Source organism: Nocardioides sp. NPDC047086 (genome assembly GCF_040643685.1).
Classification (GTDB): domain Bacteria; phylum Actinomycetota; class Actinomycetes; order Propionibacteriales; family Nocardioidaceae; genus Nocardioides.
Genome location: NZ_JBEYUV010000009.1, coordinates 127,006 through 150,967, shown reverse-complemented (window position 1 = coordinate 150,967; position 23,962 = coordinate 127,006). Strand labels below are relative to the sequence as shown.

Annotated in this window: 26 protein-coding genes, 1 tRNA gene and 1 pseudogene; 9 read left to right on the top strand and 19 right to left on the bottom strand. The window is 68.1% G+C overall.

Annotated elements, in window-relative coordinates; genetic code table 11:
• Positions 1 to 91: 91 nt before the first annotated feature.
• The 4 genes from mshC to ABZ796_RS09720 are packed head-to-tail and all read right to left on the bottom strand — an operon-like array spanning position 92 to position 3,479.
• On the bottom strand, positions 92 to 1,324 hold the full coding sequence (mshC, locus tag ABZ796_RS09735) for a cysteine--1-D-myo-inosityl 2-amino-2-deoxy-alpha-D-glucopyranoside ligase (RefSeq protein WP_357336495.1): 1,233 nt from the start codon (positions 1,322 to 1,324) through the stop codon (positions 92 to 94).
• Positions 1,325 to 1,356: 32 nt separating this feature from the next.
• On the bottom strand, positions 1,357 to 2,130 hold the full coding sequence (locus ABZ796_RS09730; protein ID WP_357336494.1) for an SCO1664 family protein: 774 nt from the start codon (positions 2,128 to 2,130) through the stop codon (positions 1,357 to 1,359).
• 3 nt (positions 2,131 to 2,133) lie between these two features.
• The gene (locus ABZ796_RS09725) at positions 2,134 to 2,739 is read right to left on the bottom strand and encodes a DUF3090 domain-containing protein (protein ID WP_357336493.1); all 606 of its coding nucleotides are present in this window, start codon (positions 2,737 to 2,739) and stop codon (positions 2,134 to 2,136) included.
• A gap of 2 nt (positions 2,740 to 2,741) precedes the next feature.
• Positions 2,742 to 3,479, bottom strand: a complete 738-nt coding sequence (locus ABZ796_RS09720; RefSeq protein ID WP_357336492.1) for a histidine phosphatase family protein — start codon at positions 3,477 to 3,479, stop codon at positions 2,742 to 2,744.
• A 56-nt stretch (positions 3,480 to 3,535) separates the two neighbouring features.
• Here ABZ796_RS09720 and corA point away from each other — a divergent pair, with 56 nt between their 5' ends.
• On the top strand, positions 3,536 to 4,516 hold the full coding sequence (gene corA / locus ABZ796_RS09715) for a magnesium/cobalt transporter CorA (RefSeq protein ID WP_357336491.1): 981 nt from the start codon (positions 3,536 to 3,538) through the stop codon (positions 4,514 to 4,516).
• An 8-nt stretch (positions 4,517 to 4,524) separates the two neighbouring features.
• Here the strand turns inward: corA and ABZ796_RS09710 are convergent, their stop codons facing one another.
• From ABZ796_RS09710 to ABZ796_RS09695, 4 genes are all read right to left on the bottom strand, one after another.
• A complete protein-coding gene (locus ABZ796_RS09710) occupies positions 4,525 to 4,746 on the bottom strand; it encodes a hypothetical protein (RefSeq protein WP_357336489.1) in 222 nt (73 codons plus the stop codon).
• Positions 4,747 to 4,831: 85 nt separating this feature from the next.
• Positions 4,832 to 6,031 (bottom strand): hypothetical protein, encoded by a 1,200-nt coding sequence (locus ABZ796_RS09705; RefSeq protein ID WP_357336487.1) that lies wholly within the window; start codon positions 6,029 to 6,031, stop codon positions 4,832 to 4,834.
• Entirely contained in the window at positions 6,031 to 7,287 is a 1,257-nt protein-coding gene (gene ilvA / locus ABZ796_RS09700; RefSeq protein WP_357336486.1) for a threonine ammonia-lyase IlvA, read from the bottom strand. The genes ABZ796_RS09705 and ilvA overlap by 1 nt, the downstream gene beginning before the upstream one ends.
• Positions 7,288 to 7,306: 19 nt before the next feature.
• Positions 7,307 to 8,131 (bottom strand): undecaprenyl-diphosphate phosphatase, encoded by an 825-nt coding sequence (locus tag ABZ796_RS09695; protein ID WP_357336484.1) that lies wholly within the window; start codon positions 8,129 to 8,131, stop codon positions 7,307 to 7,309.
• A gap of 121 nt (positions 8,132 to 8,252) precedes the next feature.
• Here ABZ796_RS09695 and ABZ796_RS09690 point away from each other — a divergent pair, with 121 nt between their 5' ends.
• The 4 genes from ABZ796_RS09690 to ABZ796_RS09675 all read left to right on the top strand — a co-directional run bounded on the left by ABZ796_RS09690 (position 8,253) and on the right by ABZ796_RS09675 (position 11,052).
• Positions 8,253 to 9,203, top strand: coding sequence for an aldo/keto reductase (locus tag ABZ796_RS09690; protein WP_357336482.1), 951 nt, complete (start codon positions 8,253 to 8,255; stop codon positions 9,201 to 9,203).
• A gap of 124 nt (positions 9,204 to 9,327) precedes the next feature.
• Positions 9,328 to 9,507, top strand: a complete 180-nt coding sequence (locus tag ABZ796_RS09685; protein WP_160028907.1) for a DUF5703 family protein — start codon at positions 9,328 to 9,330, stop codon at positions 9,505 to 9,507.
• A 46-nt stretch (positions 9,508 to 9,553) separates the two neighbouring features.
• The gene (locus ABZ796_RS09680) at positions 9,554 to 10,111 is read left to right on the top strand and encodes a histidine phosphatase family protein (protein WP_357336480.1); all 558 of its coding nucleotides are present in this window, start codon (positions 9,554 to 9,556) and stop codon (positions 10,109 to 10,111) included.
• A gap of 98 nt (positions 10,112 to 10,209) precedes the next feature.
• Positions 10,210 to 11,052 (top strand): aminoglycoside phosphotransferase family protein, encoded by an 843-nt coding sequence (locus tag ABZ796_RS09675; protein WP_357336479.1) that lies wholly within the window; start codon positions 10,210 to 10,212, stop codon positions 11,050 to 11,052.
• Between the two features lie 143 nt (positions 11,053 to 11,195).
• On the opposite strand, the gene ABZ796_RS09670 is transcribed toward ABZ796_RS09675, so the two are convergent.
• Positions 11,196 to 12,488, bottom strand: a complete 1,293-nt coding sequence (locus ABZ796_RS09670) for a M20/M25/M40 family metallo-hydrolase (protein WP_357336477.1) — start codon at positions 12,486 to 12,488, stop codon at positions 11,196 to 11,198.
• Positions 12,489 to 12,592: 104 nt separating this feature from the next.
• Here ABZ796_RS09670 and ABZ796_RS09665 point away from each other — a divergent pair, with 104 nt between their 5' ends.
• The gene (locus ABZ796_RS09665) at positions 12,593 to 13,360 is read left to right on the top strand and encodes a glycerophosphodiester phosphodiesterase (RefSeq protein ID WP_357336475.1); all 768 of its coding nucleotides are present in this window, start codon (positions 12,593 to 12,595) and stop codon (positions 13,358 to 13,360) included.
• 26 nt (positions 13,361 to 13,386) lie between these two features.
• On the opposite strand, the gene ABZ796_RS09660 is transcribed toward ABZ796_RS09665, so the two are convergent.
• A complete protein-coding gene (locus tag ABZ796_RS09660) occupies positions 13,387 to 13,671 on the bottom strand; it encodes a hypothetical protein (protein WP_357336474.1) in 285 nt (94 codons plus the stop codon).
• A gap of 175 nt (positions 13,672 to 13,846) precedes the next feature.
• On the opposite strand from ABZ796_RS09660, the gene ABZ796_RS09655 reads away from it, so the two are divergent.
• Positions 13,847 to 13,932 (top strand) — tRNA-Leu (locus ABZ796_RS09655).
• 347 nt (positions 13,933 to 14,279) lie between these two features.
• Positions 14,280 to 14,681, top strand: coding sequence for a RidA family protein (locus ABZ796_RS09650; RefSeq protein WP_357336473.1), 402 nt, complete (start codon positions 14,280 to 14,282; stop codon positions 14,679 to 14,681).
• Between the two features lie 135 nt (positions 14,682 to 14,816).
• Here the strand turns inward: ABZ796_RS09650 and ABZ796_RS09645 are convergent.
• The 9 genes and pseudogenes from ABZ796_RS09645 to ABZ796_RS09605 form a co-directional block, all read right to left on the bottom strand.
• Positions 14,817 to 15,835: pseudogene (locus ABZ796_RS09645) on the bottom strand (IS3 family transposase).
• A gap of 132 nt (positions 15,836 to 15,967) precedes the next feature.
• Positions 15,968 to 16,543, bottom strand: a complete 576-nt coding sequence (locus ABZ796_RS09640; protein WP_357336499.1) for an adenylate kinase — start codon at positions 16,541 to 16,543, stop codon at positions 15,968 to 15,970.
• 32 nt (positions 16,544 to 16,575) lie between these two features.
• Positions 16,576 to 17,130, bottom strand: a complete 555-nt coding sequence (locus tag ABZ796_RS09635; protein WP_357336472.1) for a (2Fe-2S)-binding protein — start codon at positions 17,128 to 17,130, stop codon at positions 16,576 to 16,578.
• Positions 17,130 to 17,966: an FAD binding domain-containing protein gene (locus ABZ796_RS09630; RefSeq protein WP_357336471.1), complete on the bottom strand. Its 837-nt coding sequence runs from the start codon at positions 17,964 to 17,966 to the stop codon at positions 17,130 to 17,132. The genes ABZ796_RS09635 and ABZ796_RS09630 overlap by 1 nt, the downstream gene beginning before the upstream one ends.
• Before the next feature lie 7 nt (positions 17,967 to 17,973).
• Complete coding sequence (locus ABZ796_RS09625) at positions 17,974 to 18,705, bottom strand: enoyl-CoA hydratase (protein ID WP_357336469.1); 732 nt, start codon at positions 18,703 to 18,705, stop codon at positions 17,974 to 17,976.
• Positions 18,702 to 21,035: a xanthine dehydrogenase family protein molybdopterin-binding subunit gene (locus tag ABZ796_RS09620; protein ID WP_357336467.1), complete on the bottom strand. Its 2,334-nt coding sequence runs from the start codon at positions 21,033 to 21,035 to the stop codon at positions 18,702 to 18,704. The genes ABZ796_RS09625 and ABZ796_RS09620 overlap by 4 nt, the downstream gene beginning before the upstream one ends.
• Positions 21,032 to 21,799, bottom strand: coding sequence for an SDR family oxidoreductase (locus ABZ796_RS09615; RefSeq protein ID WP_357336465.1), 768 nt, complete (start codon positions 21,797 to 21,799; stop codon positions 21,032 to 21,034). Before ABZ796_RS09615 ends, ABZ796_RS09620 begins: the two co-directional genes overlap by 4 nt.
• Before the next feature lie 28 nt (positions 21,800 to 21,827).
• Positions 21,828 to 22,631 carry an MBL fold metallo-hydrolase gene (locus ABZ796_RS09610; RefSeq protein WP_357336464.1) on the bottom strand — a complete coding sequence of 268 codons (804 nt, stop codon included), beginning with the start codon at positions 22,629 to 22,631 and terminating at the stop codon, positions 21,828 to 21,830.
• The gene (locus ABZ796_RS09605; RefSeq protein ID WP_357336462.1) at positions 22,628 to 23,398 is read right to left on the bottom strand and encodes an SRPBCC family protein; all 771 of its coding nucleotides are present in this window, start codon (positions 23,396 to 23,398) and stop codon (positions 22,628 to 22,630) included. Before ABZ796_RS09605 ends, ABZ796_RS09610 begins: the two co-directional genes overlap by 4 nt.
• 78 nt (positions 23,399 to 23,476) lie before the next feature.
• Here ABZ796_RS09605 and ABZ796_RS09600 point away from each other — a divergent pair, with 78 nt between their 5' ends.
• Positions 23,477 to 23,923 (top strand): thioesterase family protein, encoded by a 447-nt coding sequence (locus tag ABZ796_RS09600; protein ID WP_357336460.1) that lies wholly within the window; start codon positions 23,477 to 23,479, stop codon positions 23,921 to 23,923.
• Positions 23,924 to 23,962 lie beyond the last annotated feature (39 nt).

The window sequence follows — 23,962 nt, the reverse complement described above, 5'->3', positions numbered from 1 at the left end:
CAACACGGTCCCATCGAGCGCCGATGGGACCGTGTTGGTCTCGACACGCCTTCGCCTAGCGGCTCCGGCGGCTCGACCAGCGGGGCTGCGGCTAGAGCTTGATGCCCAGCGCGGCGTCGACGAGCTTGGCGATGCTCTCGCCGGCGAGCGCGTCGGAGGTCTCGGCGAGACCGCCCGTGCCGAGGGTGGCCGCGACCCAGGCGTCGACGGCCTCGACCGCGCGCGGGGCGTCGAGGTCGTCGGCCAGGGCGCCCAGGACCGTCTCGACGACCGGGGCCGCAGGGGCGCCGCGGCCGAGGGCGACGGCCTTGCGCCACTCGGCGATCTTGTCGACGGCGTCGAAGAGCTTGGCGTCGGTCCACTCCCAGTCGTCGCGGTAGTGGTGGCCCAGCAGCACCAGCCGGATCGCCATCGGGTCGATCTCGGAGTTGCGCAGGGCGGAGACGAAGACAAGGTTGCCGCGTGACTTGGACATCTTGTGGCCGTCATAGGCCACCATCCCGCCGTGAGTGTAGATCTCGGCGAAGTCCTTGCCTGCCGAACGCGCGTGCGAGCCGGACATCTCGTGGTGCGGGAAGACCAGGTCGGAGCCGCCGGCCTGGACGGTGAACCCGGCGCCGAGGTGCTCCAGGGCGATCGCGGTGCACTCGATGTGCCAGCCGGGGCGGCCGGGACCGTACGGCGAGGGCCAGGCCGGCTCGCCGGGGCGCTCGGCGCGCCACAGCAGCGGGTCGAGCGGGTCCTTCTTGCCGGCCCGCTCGGGGTCGCCGCCCCGCTCACCGAAGAGCTCGATCATCTCCTCGCGCCCCAGGCGCGACTCCTCGCCGAACGCGTCGTCGACAGCCACCGAGGCGTAGACGTCCTCGTCGACCTTGTAGATCGCGCCGGCCTCCTCGAGCTCGCCGATCAGCGAGAGCACCAGCGGGATCGACTCGACCGCGCCGATGTAGTGCTGCGGCGGCACGACCCGCAGCGCCTCCATGTCCTGGCGGAACAGCTCGGTCTCGCGCTCGGCGAGCGCCTCCCACTCGATCCCGACCTTGTCCGCCCGCTCCAGCAGCGGGTCGTCGACGTCGGTGACGTTCTGGGTGTAGCCGACCTCGTAGCCGGCGTTGCGCCACGCCCGGTGCAGCAGGTCGAAGGCGACGTAGGTGTTGGCGTGGCCCATGTGGGTCGCGTCGTAGGGCGTGATGCCACAGACGTACAGCGAACGTCGCCCCTGACCCCCGGTCGGGACGACCGCGTCCCGCTGATGGTCATAGAGCTGCACCTCGGGCCCGTTGACGGACAGTTCTGGGAATTCCGGTGCAGACCATGCGCGCATGGGTGCAGCCTACTTGGCGGGTACCACGTGTCTCAGAACGGCGGCCACGGGATGACATGGCGGTCGTACTCGGGCTCGGGAAAGGCCCCCTCGGCGAGGAGCTCCTCGCACCGTTGAGCCAGCGCCTCCAGGTCCCGTCCCGAGAGGTACGCGGCCAGCCCCCGCCCCAGCCCACCGGAGAGCCCCGCGAGCACCGTCCGGACGCCGGCGAGCTCCTCCTCGGAGAAGCCGAGCCCCTGCCATCCCCACAGGATCGTGCGCAGCTTCGGCTCGTCGTGGAAGGTCAGTCCGTGGTCGCACCCGAACCGGTGGCCGGAGGCCAGCGGCAGCACGTGCCCACCCTTGCGGTCGGCGTTGTTGGTGATCGCGTCGAAGACCGCCATCCGGCGCAGCGCCGGGGTGTCCTCGTGGGCGAGCGAGACGGCGCGGTCCAACGCGTCGTAGCCGTCGAAGACGTGGCGGTAGCCCGTCGGCACCGACCCCGCCGGCACGATCGTCACCGGCTCGAGGGTCTCGTCGGCGGTGACCCAGCGTTGCACCATGCCGAGGCCGTGCGGGCCCTCGCGCAGCCAGGTCTCGGGCACCACGGACCAGCCCAGGGCCTCGGAGACGACGTAGGCGGCGACCTCGCGGTGGGCCAGCCGCCCGTCGGGGAAGTCCCACAGCGGCCGCTCCCCCGCGATCGGCTTGTAGACGACCTCGGTCCCGCCGATGGTCGCCAGGAAGGTCGCGTTCGAGGCCGTGGTCAGCCGCCCGACGAGCACCAGCTCGTCATCGGACCCGATGAGCGACTCGGTCACCGACATGGATCAGACCGGGTCGCGTCGCTTGAACCCGTTCGCCCGGACGCACAGGTGTCCCTCGGGGTCGATCGGGTTGCCGCAGAACGGGCAGTTGGGGCGTCCTGCGCCCAGCACCGCCTCGGCCCGCTTGACGAAGGCGCGGGCGTTGCGCGGGGCGATCCGCACCAGGAGCACCTCGTCGGGCTCGGTCTCCTCCAGCTCGATGGCCGCCACGGCCTCCTCGTCGACCAGCTGGCCCGACTCGTCGACCTCCGCGATGATCTCGGTCTCGCTGATCGGGAAGACCTCGAGGACGACCTTGTCCTCGTCGGGGTCCCAGGCCAGCGTCATCGTGCCGGCCCGGAACTCCTCCTCGATCGGCTGCTCGAGCGGGCCGTTGTCGTCGAGGTCGTAGGGGGCGATCGCCGGCACCACCGCGGGGGCCGACTTCATCACCTCGTCGAGCAGCTCGTCGAGCCGCTCGGCGAGCACCGTGACCTGCTGCTTCTCCAGGGCCACGGAGACGACTCGCGCTCCCTCACGCGCCTGGAGGAAGAACGTCCGCGCCCCGGGCTCGCCGACGGTGCCGACGACGAATCGCTCGGGCGGGTCGAAGGCGTGCATCACAGGCATGCTCAAACCTTATCCAGACCAGGCTCAGGACCCGAGCCGCCGCCCACGACGGCGTCGTCGTTGCGCCGCCGCGACGACTTGCGTCCCTTCTTCGCGGCCGGCTTCGGAGCCAGCCAGGAGAGGTCGCCGGCGTGCGTGTTCGTGGCCAGGACCGAGGGGCGCCCCTCGCCGTAGCGGACGACCGAGATCGACGCCGGGTCGACGTGCAGCCGCTGGAAGAGGTCCAGGTGCATGCCGAGAGCGTCGGCCAGGATCGACTTGATCAGGTCGCCGTGGCTCACGCACAGCCAGACCGCCGAGTCACCGTGTGCGGCCGTGACGGCGGCGTCGTGGCGACGTACGGCCTCGACGCCTCGGGCCTGCATGGCGGCCATCGACTCACCGCCGGGGAAGGTGACCGCGGAGGGCTGGGTCTGCACGGTCCGCCACAGCTTGCGGCGCGCCAGCGTGGTGATCTTCTCCCCCTGCCACTCGCCGTAGTCGCACTCGGCGACGCCGTCCTCGACGACGACGGCGGGCTGCTCGGCGCGACCCTCCAGGATCACCGACAGCGTCTGCTGGCAGCGCTCCATCGGGCTGGTCACCGCCAGCGCCAGCGGCACCGGCGCGATCCGCTCGGCCGCCTTGGCGGCCTGCTCCACGCCGCGCTCGTCCAGCCGCACCCCGGGAAGCCTGCCGGCCAGGGTGCCGGATGCGTTCGCCGTCGTACGGCCGTGTCTCACCAGGATCATCGTCGCCACGGTTGGCGACCCTATCCACACCGGTGAAGCCGTCCGTCATGCCCTAACCTGACAATGTGATCGTCGACAGCGCCCTCTACCGCGCCGGTGAGCGTGAGAAGACTGAATGCGCGCCCCACGACTACGCCACGCTGCGCAGCGGTGTGAAGGACGAGGGCGACTTCGTCTGGCTCGGGCTCTACCAACCCAGCCAGTACGAGCTCGAGGAGGTCGCCAAGGCCTTCGGGCTGCATCCGCTCGCCGTCGAGGATGCGCTGGCCGCCCACCAACGGCCCAAGCTGGAGCGCTACGAGGGCGGCATGTTCCTGGTGGTCAAGACGCTCTGGTACGTCGACGCCGAGGATGCCGTCGAGACCGGTGAGGTCGCGTTCTTCATCGGGCCCGACTACGTGATCACGGTCCGCCACGGTCGCGGCACCCGGCTCGCGCCGGCCCGTGAGCTGCTGGAGACCAGCGACAAGCAGCTCCTCACCGAGGGCCCCTACTCCGCGGTCTACGCGGTCGTCGACTACATCGTGGACGGCTACGTCGACGTGGCCATAGAGCTCACCAAGGACGTCGACGAGGTCGAGACCTCGGTCTTCTCCGACGAACGCACCCACGACTCGGCGCGGATCTACCGGCTGCGCCGGGAGATCGCGGAGGTACGCCGCGCGGTGATGCCGCTGCGTGAGCCGGTGCGCCGCTTCGCCAACGGAGAGGGTGGGATCGACCCCGACCTGCGCCCCTACTTCCGTGACGTGCTCGACCACCTCGCCTCCATCGTGGAGTCGATCGAGAACCTCGAGACGCTGCTGTCCTCCGCCTTCGAGGCCCACCTGGCCCAGCTCTCGCTCCAGCAGAACGACGACATGCGCAAGATCTCCGCCGGCGCAGCGATGATCGTGGTGCCGACCCTCATCGCCGGGATCTACGGGATGAACTTCACCTACATGCCCGAGCTCGACTGGAGGTTCGGCTACCCGTTCGCGCTGCTGCTGATGGCTGGCGTGATCACCGGGATGTGGATCTTCTTCCGCAGGTCCGGCTGGTTCTGACCACGTCGCTACCCTCTGCGCCACCAGCTGCGGGGTCGGTGCTCGGCGGCCTCTCGTGCGCACTCTCGGAGCTCGTGGGCCACTGCTCGATACACGGTGGCCCACTGCTCCCCCGTGAGTCCGCCGACCTGAAGGTCACTGGTCCTCGCACGCGTGAAGACCTGTGCGTCCTCGACGTACTTCTCGGCTTTCGCTTCGAGCCACGCTACGTGGTGCGGGGTGGTACTCATTGCTGCCAGTCTTTCACGTTTGACGGAGCTGGCACGGCGTGTCCGCCCTGGACTCGAGGAAACTCTCGCTGACGCCGGTTCCCGGCTAATCGAGCTGTTTCACCGGGCGGGCGTCGAGATGCTCGCGGTCGCACCACAGGGAGAGGTCGTCGGCGAACTCCGACTCGTCCTCGCCACCCTGCGCGTCGAGCTGCTCGCCCTGATACCACTCGGTGAGCATCGCGGCGTCGTCGTAGCCGGCCGGCATCCGCGGGCCCCGGTAGCGGATCGCGACCACCTCGTCCTTGCGCATCGAGATCATCCACGCCCAGCCGGGATCCTCACCCTTGGCGGGCTGCCAGGCGAAGGCCAGTGGACCACGCTTGCCCTTCGTGGTGACGCAGTGCGCGCGGAGCTTCGGCGCCGAGCAGGGCTCCCGGGTCATCCAGTCAGGCGGAGACGGCGCGGCGAGGACGTCGATGTCGGCATCCGGCATCCCCGTGAAGTCAGGCGACGACCGTTGCAGCAGCCGCCCGCCGATGGCCTCCGGGCCGAACTGCTTGCGCAGCGGAGACCGGATGACGCCCTGGTGGTAGCCGTAGCCACCCCGCCCGCCGACGTAGGCCTGGGCGATGCCGTGGTCGGTGTTGCGCACCAGCTCGTACGCGCCAGGGTCCGGCTCGCCGCCCTTCCAGTCGTCCAGCTCCTCACCGAGAGCGAGCGTCTCGGAGGTCGCCTGGTAGCGCAGACGTGGGTCCTCGACGACCGCGACCAGTTTCTCGACATCGATCGGCAGGTCGAGCCTGCGGGGGTCGCCGGTGATCGCCGGACCGGCGTAGCCGATCGAGGCGGTCTCACCGCCGTCACGCAGGAGCACGACCCCGGCGACGCCGGGATCCTCCTCGGGCTCTTCGTCGGTCCAGCGCAGCTGCATCTGCGCCCCCTTGACGTCCGTGGGCAGGTCGACGCAGTGCTCCCCGAGCTCTCTGCGGCACTCGCCGCCCTCCTCCAGCGGTCGAGCCGAGACGGTGACACTGACCAGATCGCCGTCGTACTCCCCGTCGGCGCCGTAGCGCAGGTCGATCGAGACCTGTTCGGGAGGCGTCGACTCGGATGTGTAGGACGCAGCCCTGCTGGCGGTGTCGGTCGGCAGGTGCTCGAGCGCGACCGCCGCGACGGCCCGGTGGGTGATCCGGCCGGGGTCGCCGCCGGCGTCGACGGCCTCGCCGGAGCAGCCCGAGACGCCCACGACACCGACCGTGACGCCGACCATGACGACCTTGGCGACCTTGGTGGAGAGGCCCATCAGTGCAGGAAGGTGAACAACGGCGAGTCGGGCTCGATCCGTTCGATGAGCAGGTCGCTGGCGCTCATCCGCTCGAGCAGCCCGCCGAGGCCGTCGGCGGAGTCGAGGTCGATGCCGATCAGGGCGGGGCCGTGCTCGCGGTTGGACTTCTTGACGTACTCGAAGACCACGATGTCCTCCCCGTCGGCGAGCACGTCGTCGAGGAAGCCGCGCAGCGCGCCGGGTGCCTGCGGGAACGAGACCAGGAAGTAGTGGCGCAGGCCCTGGTGGATCAGCGCCCGCTCGAGCACGTCGGCGTAGCGGGAGACGTCGTTGTTGCCGCCGGAGAGGACGGCGCCGACGCGTGCGGCACCGCGCAGGTCGATCTGCCCCAGGGCCGCCACCGCGAGCGCGCCGGCGGGCTCGGCGATGATCCCCTCGGTCTGGTAGAGCTCGAGCATCTCCACGCAGATCGCGCCGACCGGCACGGAGACGAGCTCGTCGACGTACTCCTTGACGATCGGGTACGTCACCTTCCCCGCGGTCGCGACCGCAGCACCGTCCACGAACGTGTCGAGCGTGTCCAGCCGCACCGGCCCACCGGCCTCGATCGCGGCGGCCATCGAGGCGGCGCCCGCGGGCTCGACACCGATGATCCGGGTCTGCGGCCAGACCTCGCGCACCCAGGTCGCCACGCCCGAGGCGAGCCCGCCGCCACCGACCGGCAGCAGCAGCACGTCGAGGGGCTCGGTGATCTGGGAGGTCAGCTCGTAGCCGACCGTGCCCTGCCCCGCGATGGTGCGCGGGTCGTCGAAGGCGGAGACATAGGTGGCGCCGAGCCCGCGCCCGAGCTCGTAGGCGTACGCGGAGGCTTCGTCGTAGGTCGAGCCGTGCAGCGTGAGCGTCACGTGATGACCGCCGAGGGCGGTGATCCGGTCGCGCTTCTGCTTGGGCGTGTTGGTCGGCACCACGATGTGTCCGGGCACCCCGAGGCGGGCACAGGAGATCGCGACACCCTGGGCATGGTTGCCTGCGCTGGCACACACCACACCGCGCTCGAGCTCCTCGGGGGTCAGCGAGCTCATCAGGTTGTAGGCGCCCCGGACCTTGTAGGAGCGCCCCAGCTGCAGGTCCTCACGCTTGAGCAGGACCTCGGCGGCGTACCTTTCCGAGAGTCTGACCGAGCGTTCGACCGCGGTGCGCGTGGCAATCGAGCGCGCGGCGGCTTCCTCGATGGCAGCGGGTGTTACGGCAGGCTTCTTGCCAGACTCAGACACGTTCCTGAGTTTGTCACGATCACCACTCGGTGAGCACACCCGCGCCGAGGAGCCCCAGGACCGCGAGTCCGAGGATGACCCGGTAGATCACGAACGGGGTGTAGGTGTGGTGGGAGAGGTACTTCAGCAGCCACGCGATCACCGCGTAGCCGAGGACGAACGAGACGATCGTGGCGACGATCGTGGGGCCCCAGCCGTAGAGGTTGTCCTCGTGGGCGATGTCCTTCATCTCGAACAGGCCGGCTCCGAAGACCGCCGGGAGCGCCAGCAGGAAGGCGTAGCGGGTGACCGTGGCCCGCTCGTAGCCGAGGGCGCGGCCCATCGAGATCGTCGCCCCCGAGCGCGAGACGCCGGGGATCAGAGCGCATGCCTGGGCGCAGCCCATCAGGATCGCGTCGCGCCAGGACAGGTCGTCGAACTGCTTGCGGTTCGCGCCGATCCGGTCGGCCACGCCGAGGACGATGCCCATGACGACGAGCATGGTGCCGACGACGTACAGGCTGCGCAGGTCGTGCTCGATGATGTCCTTCAAGACGAATCCCATCACCGCGATCGGGATCGAGCCCACGATGATGAACCAACCCATCCGGGCATCGGTGTGGCTGCGCAGCTCGGCGTTGAAGAGGCTCTTGAACCAGGTCACGATGATGTCGCGGATGTTGCGCCACATGTAGAACACCACGGCCAGCTCGGTGCCGATCTGGATCACGGCGGTGAACGCCGCGCCGGGGTCTCCCCAGCCGAGCAGCTCGGGGAAGATGCGCAGGTGCGCGCTGGATGAGATGGGCAGGAACTCGGTGAGTGCCTGAAGAATGCCCAGTGCGATCGCCTGCAGATAATCCACGGGCGGAAACTCTAAGGGGCAGGTACGCCGCACCCGACCGCTGCCTCCCCCTCGGTGTGTCTGCCGTCACTGCCAGCGTGTCCGACCGGGGCCCCGCGGAGAGCACGGATAGATTGTTCTCATGCAGAGTCGACTCCTCGGAGCCACTGGGCTGCGAGTCTCGTCTCTCGCCCTGGGCACCATGACCTGGGGCAGCGTGACCGACGAGCACGAGGCCCGCGAGCAGCTGGCCGGTTTCACCGAGGCCGGCGGCACCCTGGTCGACACCGCTGCCGGCTACGGCGACGGGGCCTCGGAGGCCCTGCTCGGCTCGCTCCTCGCCGAAGGTGCCGTGGCTCGCGACGACGTCGTGCTGGCGACCAAGGGCGGGATCACCTGGCGCGGTGGCAACCGGGGCGTGGACACCTCTCGCGGTGGCCTGCTGACCGGCCTCGACGCCTCGCTGAAGCGGCTCGGCGTCGACCACGTCGACCTGTGGCAGGTGCACGTCTGGTCCCCCGAGGTGCCGCTGGAGGAGACGCTCACGGCGCTGGACATGGCGCTGAGCAGCGGCCGGGCCGCCTACGTCGGCGTCTCCAACTACAGCGGGTGGCAGACCGCCCAGGCCGCGACCTGGCAGCGAGCTGTTCCGGGGCGCGCGACGCTCGCCTCGACGCAGGTGGAGTACTCGCTGCTGGCCCGCGACATCGAGTACGAGGTGCTGCCGGCCACCGAGGCGCTCGGCATGGGCCTGCTCGCCTGGTCGCCGCTGGCAGGTGGCGTACTCACCGGGAAGTACCGCACCGGGATCCCGTCGCACTCCCGCGGCGCCGACCCGCACTTCTCGGCCCGGGTGGACGCCTTCCACGACGAGCGCTCCCGCGGGATCGTCACCGCCGTCGCCAAGGCCGCCGAGGGCCTGGAGTGGACGCCGCTGCAGGTCTCGCTGGCATGGGTGCGCGACCGGCCGGGTGTCACCGCGCCGATCCTCGGGGCACGCACCGCGGCTCAGCTCAAGGAGGCGCTGCAGGTCGCCGACCTCACCCTCCCGCCCGAGATCGCGCTCGCGCTCGACGACGTCTCCGCCGTCTGATTCTCGCTGCCGAAACACCACCCCGCGGGAACATCTCTTCCGGCACACTGGTTCTCCTGAGTAGTCCATCAGAAGGAGTGCTGCCTTGGCCCGAGCCGAACGCCGTCCGCCCCGCCCCGGAGTGATGTGGGAGTACGACAAGGTGATCTTCTCGCGTGAGTTCTCCCGCAACATCGTCACCAAGCTCCTCGTCGAGCGCGCCGAGCACGGCGGCTGGGAGCTCGACCGGGTTCGGATCACCGCCGACGGCACCCGCCGGGTGACGCTTCGGCGCAAGATCATCCGCCAGCGGCTGACGGTCTGAGCGCGTCTGCGCGCTCCGCGCGCGTCCAGAGAATAGGGTCCTTCGGGTGATCCATCTCGTACGTCACGGCGAAGCCGCCGGCGAGGACACGTCCGATCCCGGCCTCTCGGACCTCGGCCGCCGTCAGGTGCAGGCGCTCGCCAACCGTCTCGCGTTCCGTCCCGTCCGTCAGGTGCTGCACGGCCCGAGCCGGCGTACGACCGAGACCGCCTGCCTCCTCACCGAGAACCTGGGTGCGGGGCCGGTTCCCTCCGACCTTCTCGCCGACCGCACCCCGGTGCCGTCGGCGGAGCGTCTCGGCGACTACCCGACCCACCGCTGGGAGTGGTTCGAGGACGTCCCCGAAGCCGAGCAGGATCCGGACGGCGCCGCTCTCACCGCCGCCTGGCACAAGCTCTGGTTCGAGCACCATGACGAGGAGATCGTGCTGGTCACGCACGCGTTCGTGGTCGCCTGGTTCGTACGCGAGGTGCTCAACGCCCCGCCGGCGACGTGGATGCGGATCGGCCCGATCGACAACGCCACCCTGACCAGCATCGGACCGAACCTCGCCGGCGAGCCCGTCGTCGAGGCGTTCAACGCCAAGGTCGTCCTCCCGATCTGAGGCGATCTGGACAAGCGGCGCCCACAAGGTGCCAACAACATGGACATCTCCCCGCGACACGAGGGCTCGAGCCCGCCCGGCGCTGGCAGGATCCGCCCGTGATCTCGGCACTCGACACCCTGACCCCCACCCAGCGCGACCTCCTCGACCAGTGGCTCCCCGGAGCCGAGGTGGTCGCCGACCGCAGCGCACTGCACCGCGCCGGCACCACCGCCCTCGTGCTCTCCGCCGGCGAGGACCGGTTCCTGGTGAAGACCACGACAGAAGGCGTACGCCACATCGACCGTGAGCTCGCCGCCCACCGCAGCTGGCTGGCGCCCTGGACCGACACCGGTCGCGCGCCGAGCCTCGTCGAGGCCGACCTGGACGCCCGCATCATCGTGATGACGCACCTCGACGGCGAGCCGGCGAGCACCTCGGCCGCCATCCACGACCCCGAGATCTACCGTCAGGCGGGCGAACTGCTGGCGACCTTCCACGGCCAGGCTGCCGTCGAGGACGAGGACTACGAGCCGGAGCTCGACGAGCGCGCCCTCGCCTCGCTGGACAGCGCGGGGCTGGAGGCCGACCTCACCGAGCGTCTCCTCACCGAGATCACCTCATGGCCGACGCCGACGACCGTGCTCGTCCCCACCCACGGCGACTGGCAGCCGACCAGCTGGGTCGCCGACGCCGGCACTCTGCGCGTGATCGACTCCGGCCGCTTCGGCTTCCGCCCGGCCCTCTACGACCTCTCCCGGCTCTCCGCGCAGGACTTCGTCCGCAACGACACCTTCGAGAAGGCCTTCTTCGCGGGCTACGGTTCCGACCCGCGCGAGCCCGAGGCCTGGCACCGCCTCCAGGTCCGCGACGCCATCTCCGTCGCTGCCTGGGCCCACCGCACCGGCCACGCCGAGGTCGCCGCGCTGAGCAAGGACACCCTCACCGCCCTCCTCCCCTGACCAGATCCCGCCGAGTCGGCTCGTCTTGACCAGATTCCCCGCCGAGTCGGCTTGTCATAACGCGCCGACTCGACGCTGGGTTTGGTCAAGATGAGCCGACTCGGCAGGTTTCTCGTCAGTTCGAGCCGACTCGGCGGCGGGGGTCAGACCTCGTCGAGGAAGCGGTCCATGACGCGCGCGCCGAACTGGAGCGCGTCGACCGGAACCCGCTCATCCACGCCGTGGAAGAGCGCGGTGAAGTCGAGCTCCTCGGGCAGCCGCAGCGGCGCGAAGCCGTACGTCCTCATCCCGAGCCGCTTGAAGTGCTTGGCGTCGGTACCGGCGGACATGAGGTAGGGCGCGACCAGGGCGTCGGGGTCCTCGGCGACCAGCGAGCGCTCCATCGCGGCGACCAGGGCGCCGTCGTACGGGGTCTCCCAGGGCATCTGGTTCTGGTCGAACTCGATGTCGATGCCCTCGCCGCACAGCTTCCGCAGCGTCTCGAAGAAGTCGTCCTCGAAGCCGGGCAGGAAGCGGCCGTCGACATGGGCGGTGGCCTCGGTCGGGATGACGTTGACCTTGTAGCCGGCGCTGGTCATGGTCGGGTTGGTGACGTTGCGCAGGGTGGCGCCGATCATCCGGGCGGCCGGGCCGAACTCCTCCACGAGCCGCTCGGCGTTCTCCGGGGTGGGCTCCTCCCCCGCGATCTCGCCGACCGCGGCGAGCAGGGTCTGCATCGTCGGGGTCAGCTGCACCGGCCACTCGTGCGCGCCGATGCGGGCGATCGCACCGGAGAGCCTGGTGATCGGGTTGTCGCGGTTGATCATCGAGCCGTGCCCGGCGGTGCCGCGGGCGGTCAGCTTCATCCAGGCCATGCCCTTCTCGGCCGCCTCGATGAGATAGAGCCGCTTGCCACGAACCGTCGTCGAGAAGCCACCGACCTCGCCGACCGCCTCGGTGCAGTGGGCGAGCAGGTCGGGGTGGTCCTCGACGAGCACGTGGGCGCCCTTCATCCCGCCGGCCTCCTCGTCGGCGGTGAAGGCGAGCGTGATCGGGCGCTCCGGGATCCGGCCGGTGCGCTGGCGCTCGCGGACGACCGCGAGCAGCATCGCGTCGAAGTCCTTCATGTCGACAGCGCCCCGGCCCCAGACGTACCCATCCTGGATCTCCCCTGAGAACGGGTCGACCTGCCAGTCGTGCGCGGCGGCAGGCACGACGTCGAGGTGACCGTGCAGCAGCAGCCCGTCACCCGACGAGCCGCCCCACTGCGCGACGACCGAGGCCCGGCCGTGCTCCGACTCGTAGATCTCGGAGGAGATCCCGACCTCGTCGAGCTGCGCCGCGACGTACTCGGCCGCCTTCCGCTCCCCCGGTCCCGGGTCGTTCCCGAAGTTGCTGGTGTCGATGCGGATCAGGTCACGGCAGAGGTCGACGACCTCGGTCTCGGCGCTGGTCATGACGCCACCGTATCGACCGGTGACGACAAACAGCCGCCTGACGTCCACCTGTACGAGGGCAAAGGATTTCGTTGTGGTCGGATGCGTGGGTTTCCATGGTGGGCATGCAGAAGCGTGCCCTCCTCTCCGCTCACCGCGCCGCGGCGCGTCAGTCGGGGCATCGTGACAACTCCTGGGAGTCGCTTCTGGAGGCTGTCCGGATGGAGGTCGACTACGTCGAGTTCGACGTGCACCGCACCCGCGACGGCGAGTTCGTCCTCCACCACGACGGTCACATCCGCGACCGCATCGGTCGCAAGGTGAAGATCGAGCACCGGACGTACGCAGCGCTGTCGAGGCTCGCGCCGTTCCGCCTGGTGCGCTACCGGGAGGCTCTCGAGCTGCTCGCCGCCCACGGTAAGCACGCCCACATCGACCTCAAGTTCGCCTCACCGTCGTGCCACCTCGGACTCCCGCACGAGGTCGACGCCGCCGAGATCGCCCTCGAGGTGATGAACGAGAGCTTCATCGTGACCACGATGGTCGACGAGTCCGTACGCGTCCTGCGCGACTGGGCCGACCTCCGCGCCCCTGAGACCCTGGTCGGCCTCTCCCTCGGTGGCGTCGACTTCCGCCACCACCCGCTCAAGCTCGTCCGCCTCAAGCTCTCGGAGTTCTTCCCCGAGGGCCGCATCCGCCGCTGCCGCTCCAACCTGGTTGTCGTCGAGCACCGCCTCGCCGACGTCTGGCTGCTGCGGTGGGCCCATCGCCGCAACATCAAGGTCCTCGTCTGGACCGTCGACAACCCCGGCCGCCTGCGCCGGTTCGTGCACGACAAGCGCGTCTGGATGGTCACCAGCAACCACCCCGCGCGAGCGCTGTTGCCGGCCTGATCCTGACGGGTCCGTCGCGCGTAGGCTCAGCGCCTGCGGCGCGACTCCTCATCGAGCCGACGAGCCGCCTCCACCTCAGCTGTGCTCGGACCAGGACCACCCGCATCTCCGAGCGAGTCCAGACTCCCCGCCCGGGCTCGCTCCTCCTCGGCCTTCGTACGCCCGACCGCGCCGACGCTGTCGTACGGCACACCGTCACCGTCGAGATCCGTCGCACCGTCGCCGCGTCCCTGATGCACCGCAAGCACGACACCGGCCCCGAGCGCCACGACGATGGCGAGGAACCCGATCATCACGATCAGAGAGAGCATCGAACCACCTCCACGAGATCGAGGGCTTGTCTCCCTCGCTCCGTCCAGCGTGCCCTACGCCTCCACGTGGGTCCACCCGATTCACCCCCGCGCCCCACGGTCATCATTGGCCCATCCCGCCACATGCCCCCGATTCGGCACCCCGGCCCCCTCCTGATAATGTTCTTCTTGTTGCGCGCGGGTGGCGGAATAGGCAGACGCGCTAGCTTGAGGTGCTAGTCCACGTATTAGTGGGTGGGGGTTCAAGTCCCCCCTCGCGCACAGAGAGAAACCCCAGGGAGACCTGGGGTTTCTCGCATTTCACGAGACTCCATGAACCCCTATGGGGGCACGATGGGGCAACAGCGGCCATGACCCCTCTCCAGTTGTTCCTAAGATGGTAGCCATATCCGGTCGATTCGACATGCAGGTGACGGCGACCGAGCACGCAGGCAGCTCGTTGAGCGCTATTGCCCGCGAGCTTCACGGGCGGGAGGGGCGACCGTGCCAGCAGTGACCGGACAGACGTACGGTGTCTCGGCCGTTGTGGCGGCGTGCTCGGCGCGTGCCGCTGCAAGCAGCTCCGGGTCAAGTCCCAGGTAGTGGTGTAGCAATCAGAAGGCCCAAAGATGCCCATCGAAGTGGTCCAGAACCCCGAGCTGAACGCACCCGTCGGACGGTTCTCACAGGCTGTGAAGTGTCGAGCTGCTGGTGAGTTCCTCTTCGTCGCCGGCCTCACCTCGCGCGCTCCGGATGGTTCGCTCGTCGGTGACGGTGACATCGAGCTGCAGACGGTGACGATCCTCGAGAACATGAAGAAGCTGGTCGAGACCGCCGGCGGCACGATGAGCGACATCGTGAACGTGACCGTCTACACCACCGACATGCGCTACTTCGACAAGGTGCAGGAAGTGCGCGGTCGCTACTTCTTCCAGCCGCTGCCGGCCTCGGCGATGATCGAGGTCTCGAAGCTCGCGGCGCCCGGGATGCTCATCGAGATCGACGCGGTCGCGGCCATCGGCCAAGGCTGAGAACGCGTGCTCCCCGAGCATGATCTCGGGCAGCACGCACACCTCGGGGTGACCGATTCCGAACCTGCCCTGCGCAACCACCGGGCATCACATCGGACTCCCCAAGAATGAAGCGCCCCAGGTTCTCCGCCGCTTCTATACGGGTTTCGGCTCTTGGTTGAGGGCCGTGTAGTAGGCGGTTTTGAACTCTACTGGGGTCATCATGCCAAGAGACCCGTGCAGGCGTCGCTGATTGTACCAGTCGATCCAGGCGCTGGCGCAGGACCAGCTCGACGTCCTTGGACGTTGCGGCGTGCCAGGCGATGATCCGCTGGGCGTAGACGTCGAGGATGAACCCGCCGTAGACCCACCCGGCCCAGGTGCGGACGTAGGTGAAGTCGGTGACCCAGACACGGTTCGGTGCGGGGGCGGGGAAGTCGCGATCGAGCAGGTCGCCAGCGCGTTTGCCGTCCTTGGCCGAGATCGTGGTCCGGACCTTCATGTCGCGGCGGACCCCAGACAAGCCCAGCAGCCGCATCGCCCGGTCCACGCTTCCCGCGCTCGCCTCGGGCAACCGTCTGCGTCGGACCAGCGCGGTCATCTTCCGGCGCCCGTAGAGCCCTTCCGGGGTCAGTTTCCGGGTGCCGGTGGCCGGGTTCTGGGTCCAGGCCAGATCCCGGACCACATCGAGGACCATCGCGTCGGTCAGGGTGCGGGCTGCGACCGGACGGGAGGCCTGTTTCCAGGCCCGTTAGGTGCACGCAGCGACCTGTAGGCCCTGCTCACGCAGGACCCGACAGACCCACTCGACCGCGTGCCCCTGAGCGCGTTGCTCATCGATGAACGCGACGATCACCGGTTGCGGGGGTCGAGTTCCCCCACAAAGAAAGTCGTGGCCGCCTTCAACATCGCCACGTCTTCCCACAGCCGCCGGTTCTCAGCCCGCAGCCACTTGATCTCCTCGTTCGCGACGCTCGTGGTCCCCGGCCGTTCCCCGACCGTTCCCCGGCATCGACTTCGACCTGGGCCACCCAGCGCCGCAGCAACTCCTTGCCTACCCCGACCTGCTTCACGACCGCGACCAGCGCAGCAGACAGGGTCGGATACCCCCCGCGGTTCTCCATCACCAGGCGCACCGCCCGAGCCCTCAGCTCGGGATCGATCTTCTTCGGCATGAACTGCATCCTTCCAACTCAGAAAGATGCGGCATCGAACCTGGGGCGCTTCATGCCGACGCCAGTTCGGCAGCCCGGACAATCAGATGCCCGGGGCGTCGTGATCATGGTTGCCAATATATTGACCATTGGTCAGGAGGCAAGCGCAGCGGTCACGGCGACGAGAATTCGTTCCGTCACCTCGATGACATCGCCCAGACCTGCCACCTCCACCAGCTGACCTCGTCGGCGATAGATGTCGAGCAACGGCTCCGTCTGCGCGCAGTACACCTCCTGGCGGCGGCGTATGACCTCTTCGGTGTCATCGGTACGTCCCTCGACAGCAGCGCGGCCGAGGAGCCGTGTCACGAGCTCGTCCTGTTCAACGGTCAGGCAGACCACGACGTCCAGACGACCGCCGGTGAATGCGATCATCTCGTCGAGTTCCTTGACCTGCTGCTCCGTACGCGGGTAACCGTCGAGGACGAAGCCGACGGCGGCATCGGGTTCGCTGATGCGGTCGCGCACCATGTTGTTGGTGACGTCGTCCGGAGCGTACTCGCCGGCGTCCAGGAATTTCTTTGCCACGATCCCCAGCGGTGTTGCCTGCGAGACATTGGCGCGGAAAATGTCGCCCGTGGAGATCGCGGGAACCCCGAAGCTCTCAGCAACAGCCCCTGCCTGTGTCCCCTTGCCCGCGCCCGGCGGGCCCATGATGAGCATGCGTATCACAGTCGTGTTCCTTCGTGTCGTCGTGGTGGTCAGCGTTGCGGTCGGTCGGCGGCGACCGCGGTCTCGGCTGCGTCAGTCGGCTTGGTCCACGAGTTCGGGACGTCGTCCTTGTCGCTCCACCTCGCCAGTTCCTCGGCAGCCTGTTCGACAGCATCGACGATCCCGACGTAGCCGGTACACCTGCAGATGTTTCCCGACATCTCCTCGCGGATCCGCTCGCGGGAAGGCTTCTCCTCCCGATGGAGCAGATCGAGCGCCGACATCAGCATGCCCGGCGTACAGAAGCCGCACTGGAGGCCGTGACGGTCGCAGAAGGCGCGTTGGAGCGGGTGCGGCTCACCGACGTCGGAGGCGAGTCCCTCGATCGTGGTGATCGAGCACCCTTCGGCCTGCACTGCGAACATTAGGCAGGCTCGGACCGGTTGGCCGTCCACCATGACGGTGCACGCACCGCACACTCCGTGCTCGCATCCCAGGTGGGTACCCGTGAGGCCGAGGTCCTCTCGGAGTGCATCCGCCAGTGTCCGTCGAGGATCGACGTCTATCACGGCGTTGGTTCCGTTGACTGCAATGTTGACCTGCATCAGTGAACTCCTGCCGCTGAGGCGCTAAGCGCTTGAACGATGGACCGGTGAGTGAATTCCTCGACCATGGCCGCTCGGTATTCCTTCGAAGCGTGGATGTCGTCGCCGGGTTCGACGGCCGCGCCGGCGGCGCGCGCAGCCTGCCGTACGGCCTCATCATCTCTGCGGTCTCCGAGAATCGCCTCGGACTCCTCGGCGCGGAGCGGCACGGCTCCGATCCCACCGATGGCGATGCGCCACCGGTCCTCGACGAGCGCGGTCACGACGGTGACCAGACCGAAGTCGCCATGGCGTCGGGAGAGCTCGGCGAACCCCCACGTCTGTGGGATCGGCATCTCGATCCCGACGAGCATCTCGTCGGGTTCCAGATCCGGTTCCAGGGCGCCGAGGAAGAACTCCGACGCGTGGACCTTACGTTTACCGGCCGGGCCCGCAACGGTCATCATGGCCTCGAGTGCGGAGGCGACGACGGGCCACTCGGCAGAGGGGTCGGAGTGCGAAATGCTTCCGCCCAGGGTGCCCCGGGAACGGATCGCCGGGTGTCCGATCCACCGTCCCGCTTCTGCGAGCAGGAGCGAGTGCCTCTGCTCGACAAGGTCGGCGTGCCTGACCAGAGGCCCCAGAGACAGGGAGTCATCGTGACGCTCCATGGCTCCCAACCCCGGGATCCGGTTGATGTCCACGAGCACCGAGGGGCGCGAGAGACGCATCGCGAGGACAGGCGCCAGGCTCTGCCCACCGGCAATGATCTTGCCGTCCCCCGATGCGTCGGCCAGCGACTGGATGCAGGACGCGACGCTCTCGGCGCGGATGTAGTCGAAGGGTGCAGGTTTCATGGTTGCCTCATTTCCCGACGAAGTTCGGAGCGCGGCGCTCGGCGCGAGCGGTCTGTCCTTCGATGACGTCGTCGCTGTACCAGCACTTGAGGAACAGCGCATCGAGATCGTCCTCATAGGGCGCCGCCTCGAAGAGGACATCGAGAGCTCGTTTGGAGTACGACAGGCTGAGTGGAGCCATGGCCGCGATCTCCTGCGCCCAGGTGATCGCGTCCTGGAGGTCGCCATCGCGAGACAGCAGTCCCATCCGACGTGCGTCATCCGCGTCGATGCTCTCGGCGCCCAGCAGAAGGTTCCTGGCGACAGAGCCGTTGGTCAGCAGAGCCAGGCGCCGGATCGTCCAGGAGTCGACAGCGAGACCATTGCGCGCGGTAGGGATCGCGAACCATGCCCGTTCCCCGCCGACTCGAAGGTCGCAGGCGATGGCGAGCTGAGCACCCGCGCCGATGGCGGGGCCGTTCAGCGCCGCGACGACCGGCACCTCTGCCTGAGTGATCGATCCGAGCGTGGCGTAGAGAGCCGAGCGGAACTCGCTGTCGTACGCCCCGTCAAGGTCGGCACCGGCACTGAATGCTGTTCCGGCTCCGGTGATGACCACCGACCGCGCGCCGCCGGCAAGGGCGTCACGCAGCTGGTCGTCGAGCTGATGGAGATGCTCGGCGTCGAGGGCGTTGCGTCGCTGGTGCCGGTCGATCGTGAGCACGATGACGTGTGGGCCATGGGCCTCGCTGCGGATCATTGCAGTGCCTTCCATAGCCTGGCCGGGGTGATGGGCAGATGGAGCATCTCGACCCCGAGCGCGTTGAGGACCGCGCCGGCCACCACAGCGTTCGGACCGAGTGTTCCGCCCTCGCCCACCCCGCGCACGCCGAGCGGGTTGTCCGCCGGCTTCGAGAGATGCCCGATGTTGAGCTCAGGGATCTCGTGGGTGGTGGGCATCAGATAGTCGAGGAGGGAGCCCGTGCTCAGGTTGCCCTTGTCGTCGTAGACGAGGTGCTCGTAGAGCGTCCCGCCCAGGCCCTGGGCGATGGATCCTGCGATCTGGCCGTCCACTACCTGGGGATTGATGACTCGGCCCGCGTCCTCGACACAGATCCATTTGAGAATGTTGAGCATTCCCGAGGTGCGGTCGATCTCGATGACCGCGACTTGTGCTCCCGCGGAGAATGCACCGCGGATGGGGTCGTAGAACCGTGTGGCCTGCAGGCCGGGCTCGAATCCTTGGGGAAGGCGGTTGGACTCCATGTAGGCGATCCTGGCCAGTTCGGCAAGGGTGCCAACCTCCCCTTTGGTCGCGTGGATGACCTTGCCGCTCACGAGGCTGAGGTCGGTCGCCTCGAGCTCGTAGACTGCAGCGCCCAGGGCGAGGATCTGGTCCCTGAGTGCTTCACCGCTGCGATGGGCTGCGCCTCCGCCGATGACGGCCTGGCGGGACGAGAACGCCCCGAAGCCCCACAGCGCCTCGTTCGTGTCCCCGATCCGGACGTTCACCTTGTCGTACTCGACTCCAACAGCGTCGGCGACGACCTGGGCCATCGTCGTCTCCAGACCTTGCCCCTGGCTGGTGACTCCGGACTGCACGGTGATCGTTCCGTCGACCTCAGCACGGACGGTGCAGGCATCGTGACCGGTCCTGAACGGCATGCGCGGGCCGGCCGCGGCGGCGCGGCCGAGTCCGGTCAGCTCGTTGTAGCACGCGAACCCGATGCCGATGGGATTCTCGTCCTGCTCTTGGCGTCGCTTCTGCTCGGCCAGGAACTCGTCGTACCCGACGGCCTCGACGCACTGTTCGAGAGCTCGTCCGTACCAACCGGAGTCATCGACCAACCGAGACGGCATCCGGTACGGAATGGCCTCCTCGGGGATCAGGTTCAGGCGACGAATGTCCAGGTCGCTGAGACCGAGCTCCTCGGCTCCCAGGTTCAGCATGGTCTCCATCGCGAAGACCGTGGCAGGCCGCGCCACCCCTCGATAGGGACCGGCGTAGGCCGTGTTCGTCGTGACGCCCCGAGTGACACAGCGGTAGTTGTCCACCATGTAGGGGCCCGTCAGCAGGCCACCCGCCATCAAGGGCTCGATGCCGGCGGTCCACGGGTAGACCGAGTACGCACCGATGTTGCAGGTGATGTCGGCCTGGACCGCCGTGATCTTGCCGTCCTTGGAGAACCCCACCTTCATCAGGTAGCGGTGATCGCGGGCGTGGGCAGCGGCCTGCAGATGCTCGGCTCGGTCCTCAACCCACTTCAGCGGCGTCCCTGGCATAGATCGCGCCATGACGCACAGGGCGACGTCTTCGGGATAGAGCACCGCCTTGGTGCCGAACCCACCGCCGACGTCGGGGGCGATCACCCGTACGTTGCCCTCCGCGACGCCGAGCAGCTCGGCGATCATGTTGCGCACCAGGTGCGGCACCTGCGTTCCGGACCAGAAGGTGAGTTTCTCCCCCGTCCGGTCCCACAGAGCCACGCCGGCTCGGCACTCCATGGGGTTCCCAGCATGCCGATTGGTCGTGAGCTCACGCTCGACAACGACCGCCGCGTCCGCGAAGGCGGCGTCCACGTCTCCTGCTTCGAACTCTCGCTCGAGGAGTACGTTGTCCGGCGCATCTTCGTGAACGGGAACCTCTGGCTTGTGCCACGCGATGACCGTGGCAGGCAGAGGCTCGTAGTCGATGTCGATCAGCTCGATCGCATCCTCCGCACGGTAGCGGTCAGCGGCAACCACCGCCGCCACCGGCTCCCCCGCGAACCGCACCTTGCCCTGGGCAAGAAGAGGTTGTGGCGTCTCGATGTAGGTCGGCAGAGCAGACTGAGCGCGAAGACAGATGTCAGTGAACTCCGGCGACAGGCCAGTGAAGACCGCGTCCGCCACATCGAGCACCCCGCTCGTGTCAGAACCCGTGATGTTGGCGTGTCCGTAGGGGCTGCGCAGGAAGGCGACGTGCTTCATCCGGGGCAGCTCGAGATCGGAAACGTAGTTCCCTCGGCCCGTGATCAGGCGCAGATCTTCCTTGCGCGGTACGACGCGACCGACGGCCCCTTCGGCCTGGTGATCGTCGTTGGCGCTCATGGCATCGCGTAGCCGCCGTTGACCGACAGGATCTGGCCGGTGGTCCACGAAGACAGGTCGGAGGCGAGCAGAAGGACGGTCGGCGCGACATCGTCCGGGGTGCCGAAACGACGCAGCGGGTACGCGGACAGGATGCGCTTCATCTTTTCGTCGTCGGCGTTACCGGTGTGCTCGGCAAGGCTGCCGGTCTGCACGAGTGCGATCGACACGGCGTTAGCGCGGATCTTGTGGCGCGCGAGCTCCTTGGCCAGCGATTTGGTCAACCCGACCGTGGTCGACCGGGTCGTGGCGGTGACGAGGAGACGCGATTCGCCAACTCGGCCGGAGTCTCCCATCAGGCTGACGATCGAGCCCTGGACCCCTTCTTCAACCATCTGCTTGGCAACGGCCTGGGTCATCCGGAGGGTGCCGGTGACCGTGACGCCGATCTGGGGCGCCCAGTCCTCTTCGGTCGTCTCGAGGAACGGCTTGCTCTGGGTCGCCGCTGAGTTGTTGATCAGGATGTCGATCGGACCGAGTCGCTCCTTGACCTCGGCCACCGCTGCAGTGACGGCGTTGCCGTCGTTGAGGTCGGCGCCGACCGCTGTCGCCCGGACACCCAACTCCTGCGCCTCGGCGGCGGCCTTCTCAGCGCCTTCGGCCGAGGAGTTGTAGTGGAAGGCGACGTTGGCACCCTCCGCAGCGAAGGCCAACCCGAGAGCGGAACCGAGCCCCTTCCCGGCGCCCGTGACGAGCACATTCTTGCCGCGCAGCTTGAGGTCCATGTGATTCTCCTTAGGTGTGTTTCTCGGTCTAGAGGGTGTGCCAGGTCAGACTGCCGTCGACCGTCTTGACTCGGCCGGGGCGAAGATCCGGGAAGTGCCCTGCAGCCAGGAGGGCATCGGTGTCGGCGAACTCATCCACCAACTCCTTGCGTGATGCGACCGCGCCATCCTTCGACTGGTCGAAGGCAAAGCTCCATCCGTCCTCGACCAGCTCGAGGGGATGATGGGCCACGTCTCCGAGCAGGACGAGCTTGGCGCCCTGGCTGGAGACGACGTACACCGTCGATCCCGGGGTGTGGCCGACGGCCGGCCTTGCGTCTACCCCCGGCGCGAGCACGCTGGTTTCGGTGAACGTCTCGAGTCGAGACTCCAGAGGGGACAGCTTCCGGACGGCGCCCGGCTCGCTGTTGACGTCGTCGACGAAGAAGCCCCAGTCCGCTGCATGCACGTGATAGGTGGCGTTCTCGAAGACGACCTGCCCCTTCTTGGTGGCCCACCCGACATGGTCGAAGTGCAAGTGGGTGAAGGCCACGTCGGTGACATCTTCGGGTTCGACGCCTTGCGTGCGTAGCGATTCGAGGAACAGCCCGCCCCGATAGCGCCCGTTGTCGATGGTCCCCACGCCTGCGTCGATCAGGACGATGCTTTCGCCGGTGCGGATCAGGAACCCTCCGACGCTCAGGTGCAGGTCGCCGTGGTCGTCGACCTGATCGGGATGCTTGTCCCACTCCGAGGCGCTGCCGTGGCGCTGGAGGACGTCGCGTGCGCATTCGAGCCCGCTGCCGTCCATGAGCGGGGTGACGGTGATGTCACCGATCTTCATGTCACTCATGCCTGCCGCCCCGGCAGCGCGTTGGTCGCGGTCGGGACGAGCGAGGCGGGGCTCGGAAGGGTGAGGAAGACGTTGACGGGCGCGAGGCTCGGGTAGCCGACGGATGCGGGGGCACCGGAGCGATGGTTCCCAGCACGGGAGCGGCGTCCGAGCATGATCGCGCTGGCAGCCACCAGGACCAGGCCCCCAAGGGCGGGAAGGGCGTACTTGGCGATGGTTCCGCCCACGCTTCCCATGACGTCGAGCGCCTCGACGTCGTCGAGGGACGTCGGCCTGGGTGCGGACGCAGCCTTTGTGCCAGTGCTGCCGGCCTTGCCGAGGGAGCCGTTGTTGATCTCGGCCTCGAGGTTCTTGGAGAACTGGGTGAGCAACTTGCCGCTGACGTCACTGATCACGCCGCGACCGAACTGTGCCACGCGGCCCGACAGGTCCAGCTCAGTCTCGACATGAACCTGGGTGCCGTCGCCCTGTGGGGTCAGGGTCGCAGTGATCGTCGCGTTGGCGTTTCCCTGCCCCCCGACGTCCTTGGCCTGCGCTGTGATCACCGCACGATGCGCGGATTCGTCCGTGTCGGTGAAGCGCGCGATACCGCGGTACTGCGCGGATATGGGCCCCACCTTGATCTTGACGCCGCCATGAAAGGCACCACCGTCGACCTCAGTGATGGCAGCACCGGGCAGGCACGGCGCCACCCTCTCGAGGTCGAGAAACGTCTTCCAGGCCTCTTCGACCGGGAGGCTCACCGTGAACGTGTTGTTGAGCTGCACCGGATTCTCCTTTACTAATGAGCGTTAGTTAGTAACAATAGGACCGGCATCACACCCTGTCAACCACCAGGAGTCTCCATGACCGACGAACTCTCGCGGCGCCCATTCGCCGACTACCCGATCCGCACCAGCACGCTGACCAGATGGTCCGACAACGACATGTACGGACACATGAACAACGCGAAGTACTACGAGCTGTTCGACACCGCGATCAATGCCTGGATCGCAGAGCAGATCGGCGACAACTTCTCACGCATGACAGTCATAGGTGTGGTCGCGGAGTCGGCTTGCCGCTTCCACGCCGAGACTGCCTTTCCGGGAGCCGTGACCATAGGCATGCGGATCCAGCGACTCGGCCGCACCAGCGTGAGCTACAACCTCGCCCTCTTCGAAGGCGACAAGCCGCTCGACAAGGACGAGCCGGTCGCGACCGGGCGCTGGGTCCACGTGTACGTCGATCGGGCCGAAAAGGTCTCCACGCCCATCCCTCAGCAGCTACGTACAGCGCTCGAGACCCTGGCCTAGATGCGCGTGCGAGCCGGACGGCAACTGCCGCCCGGCTCG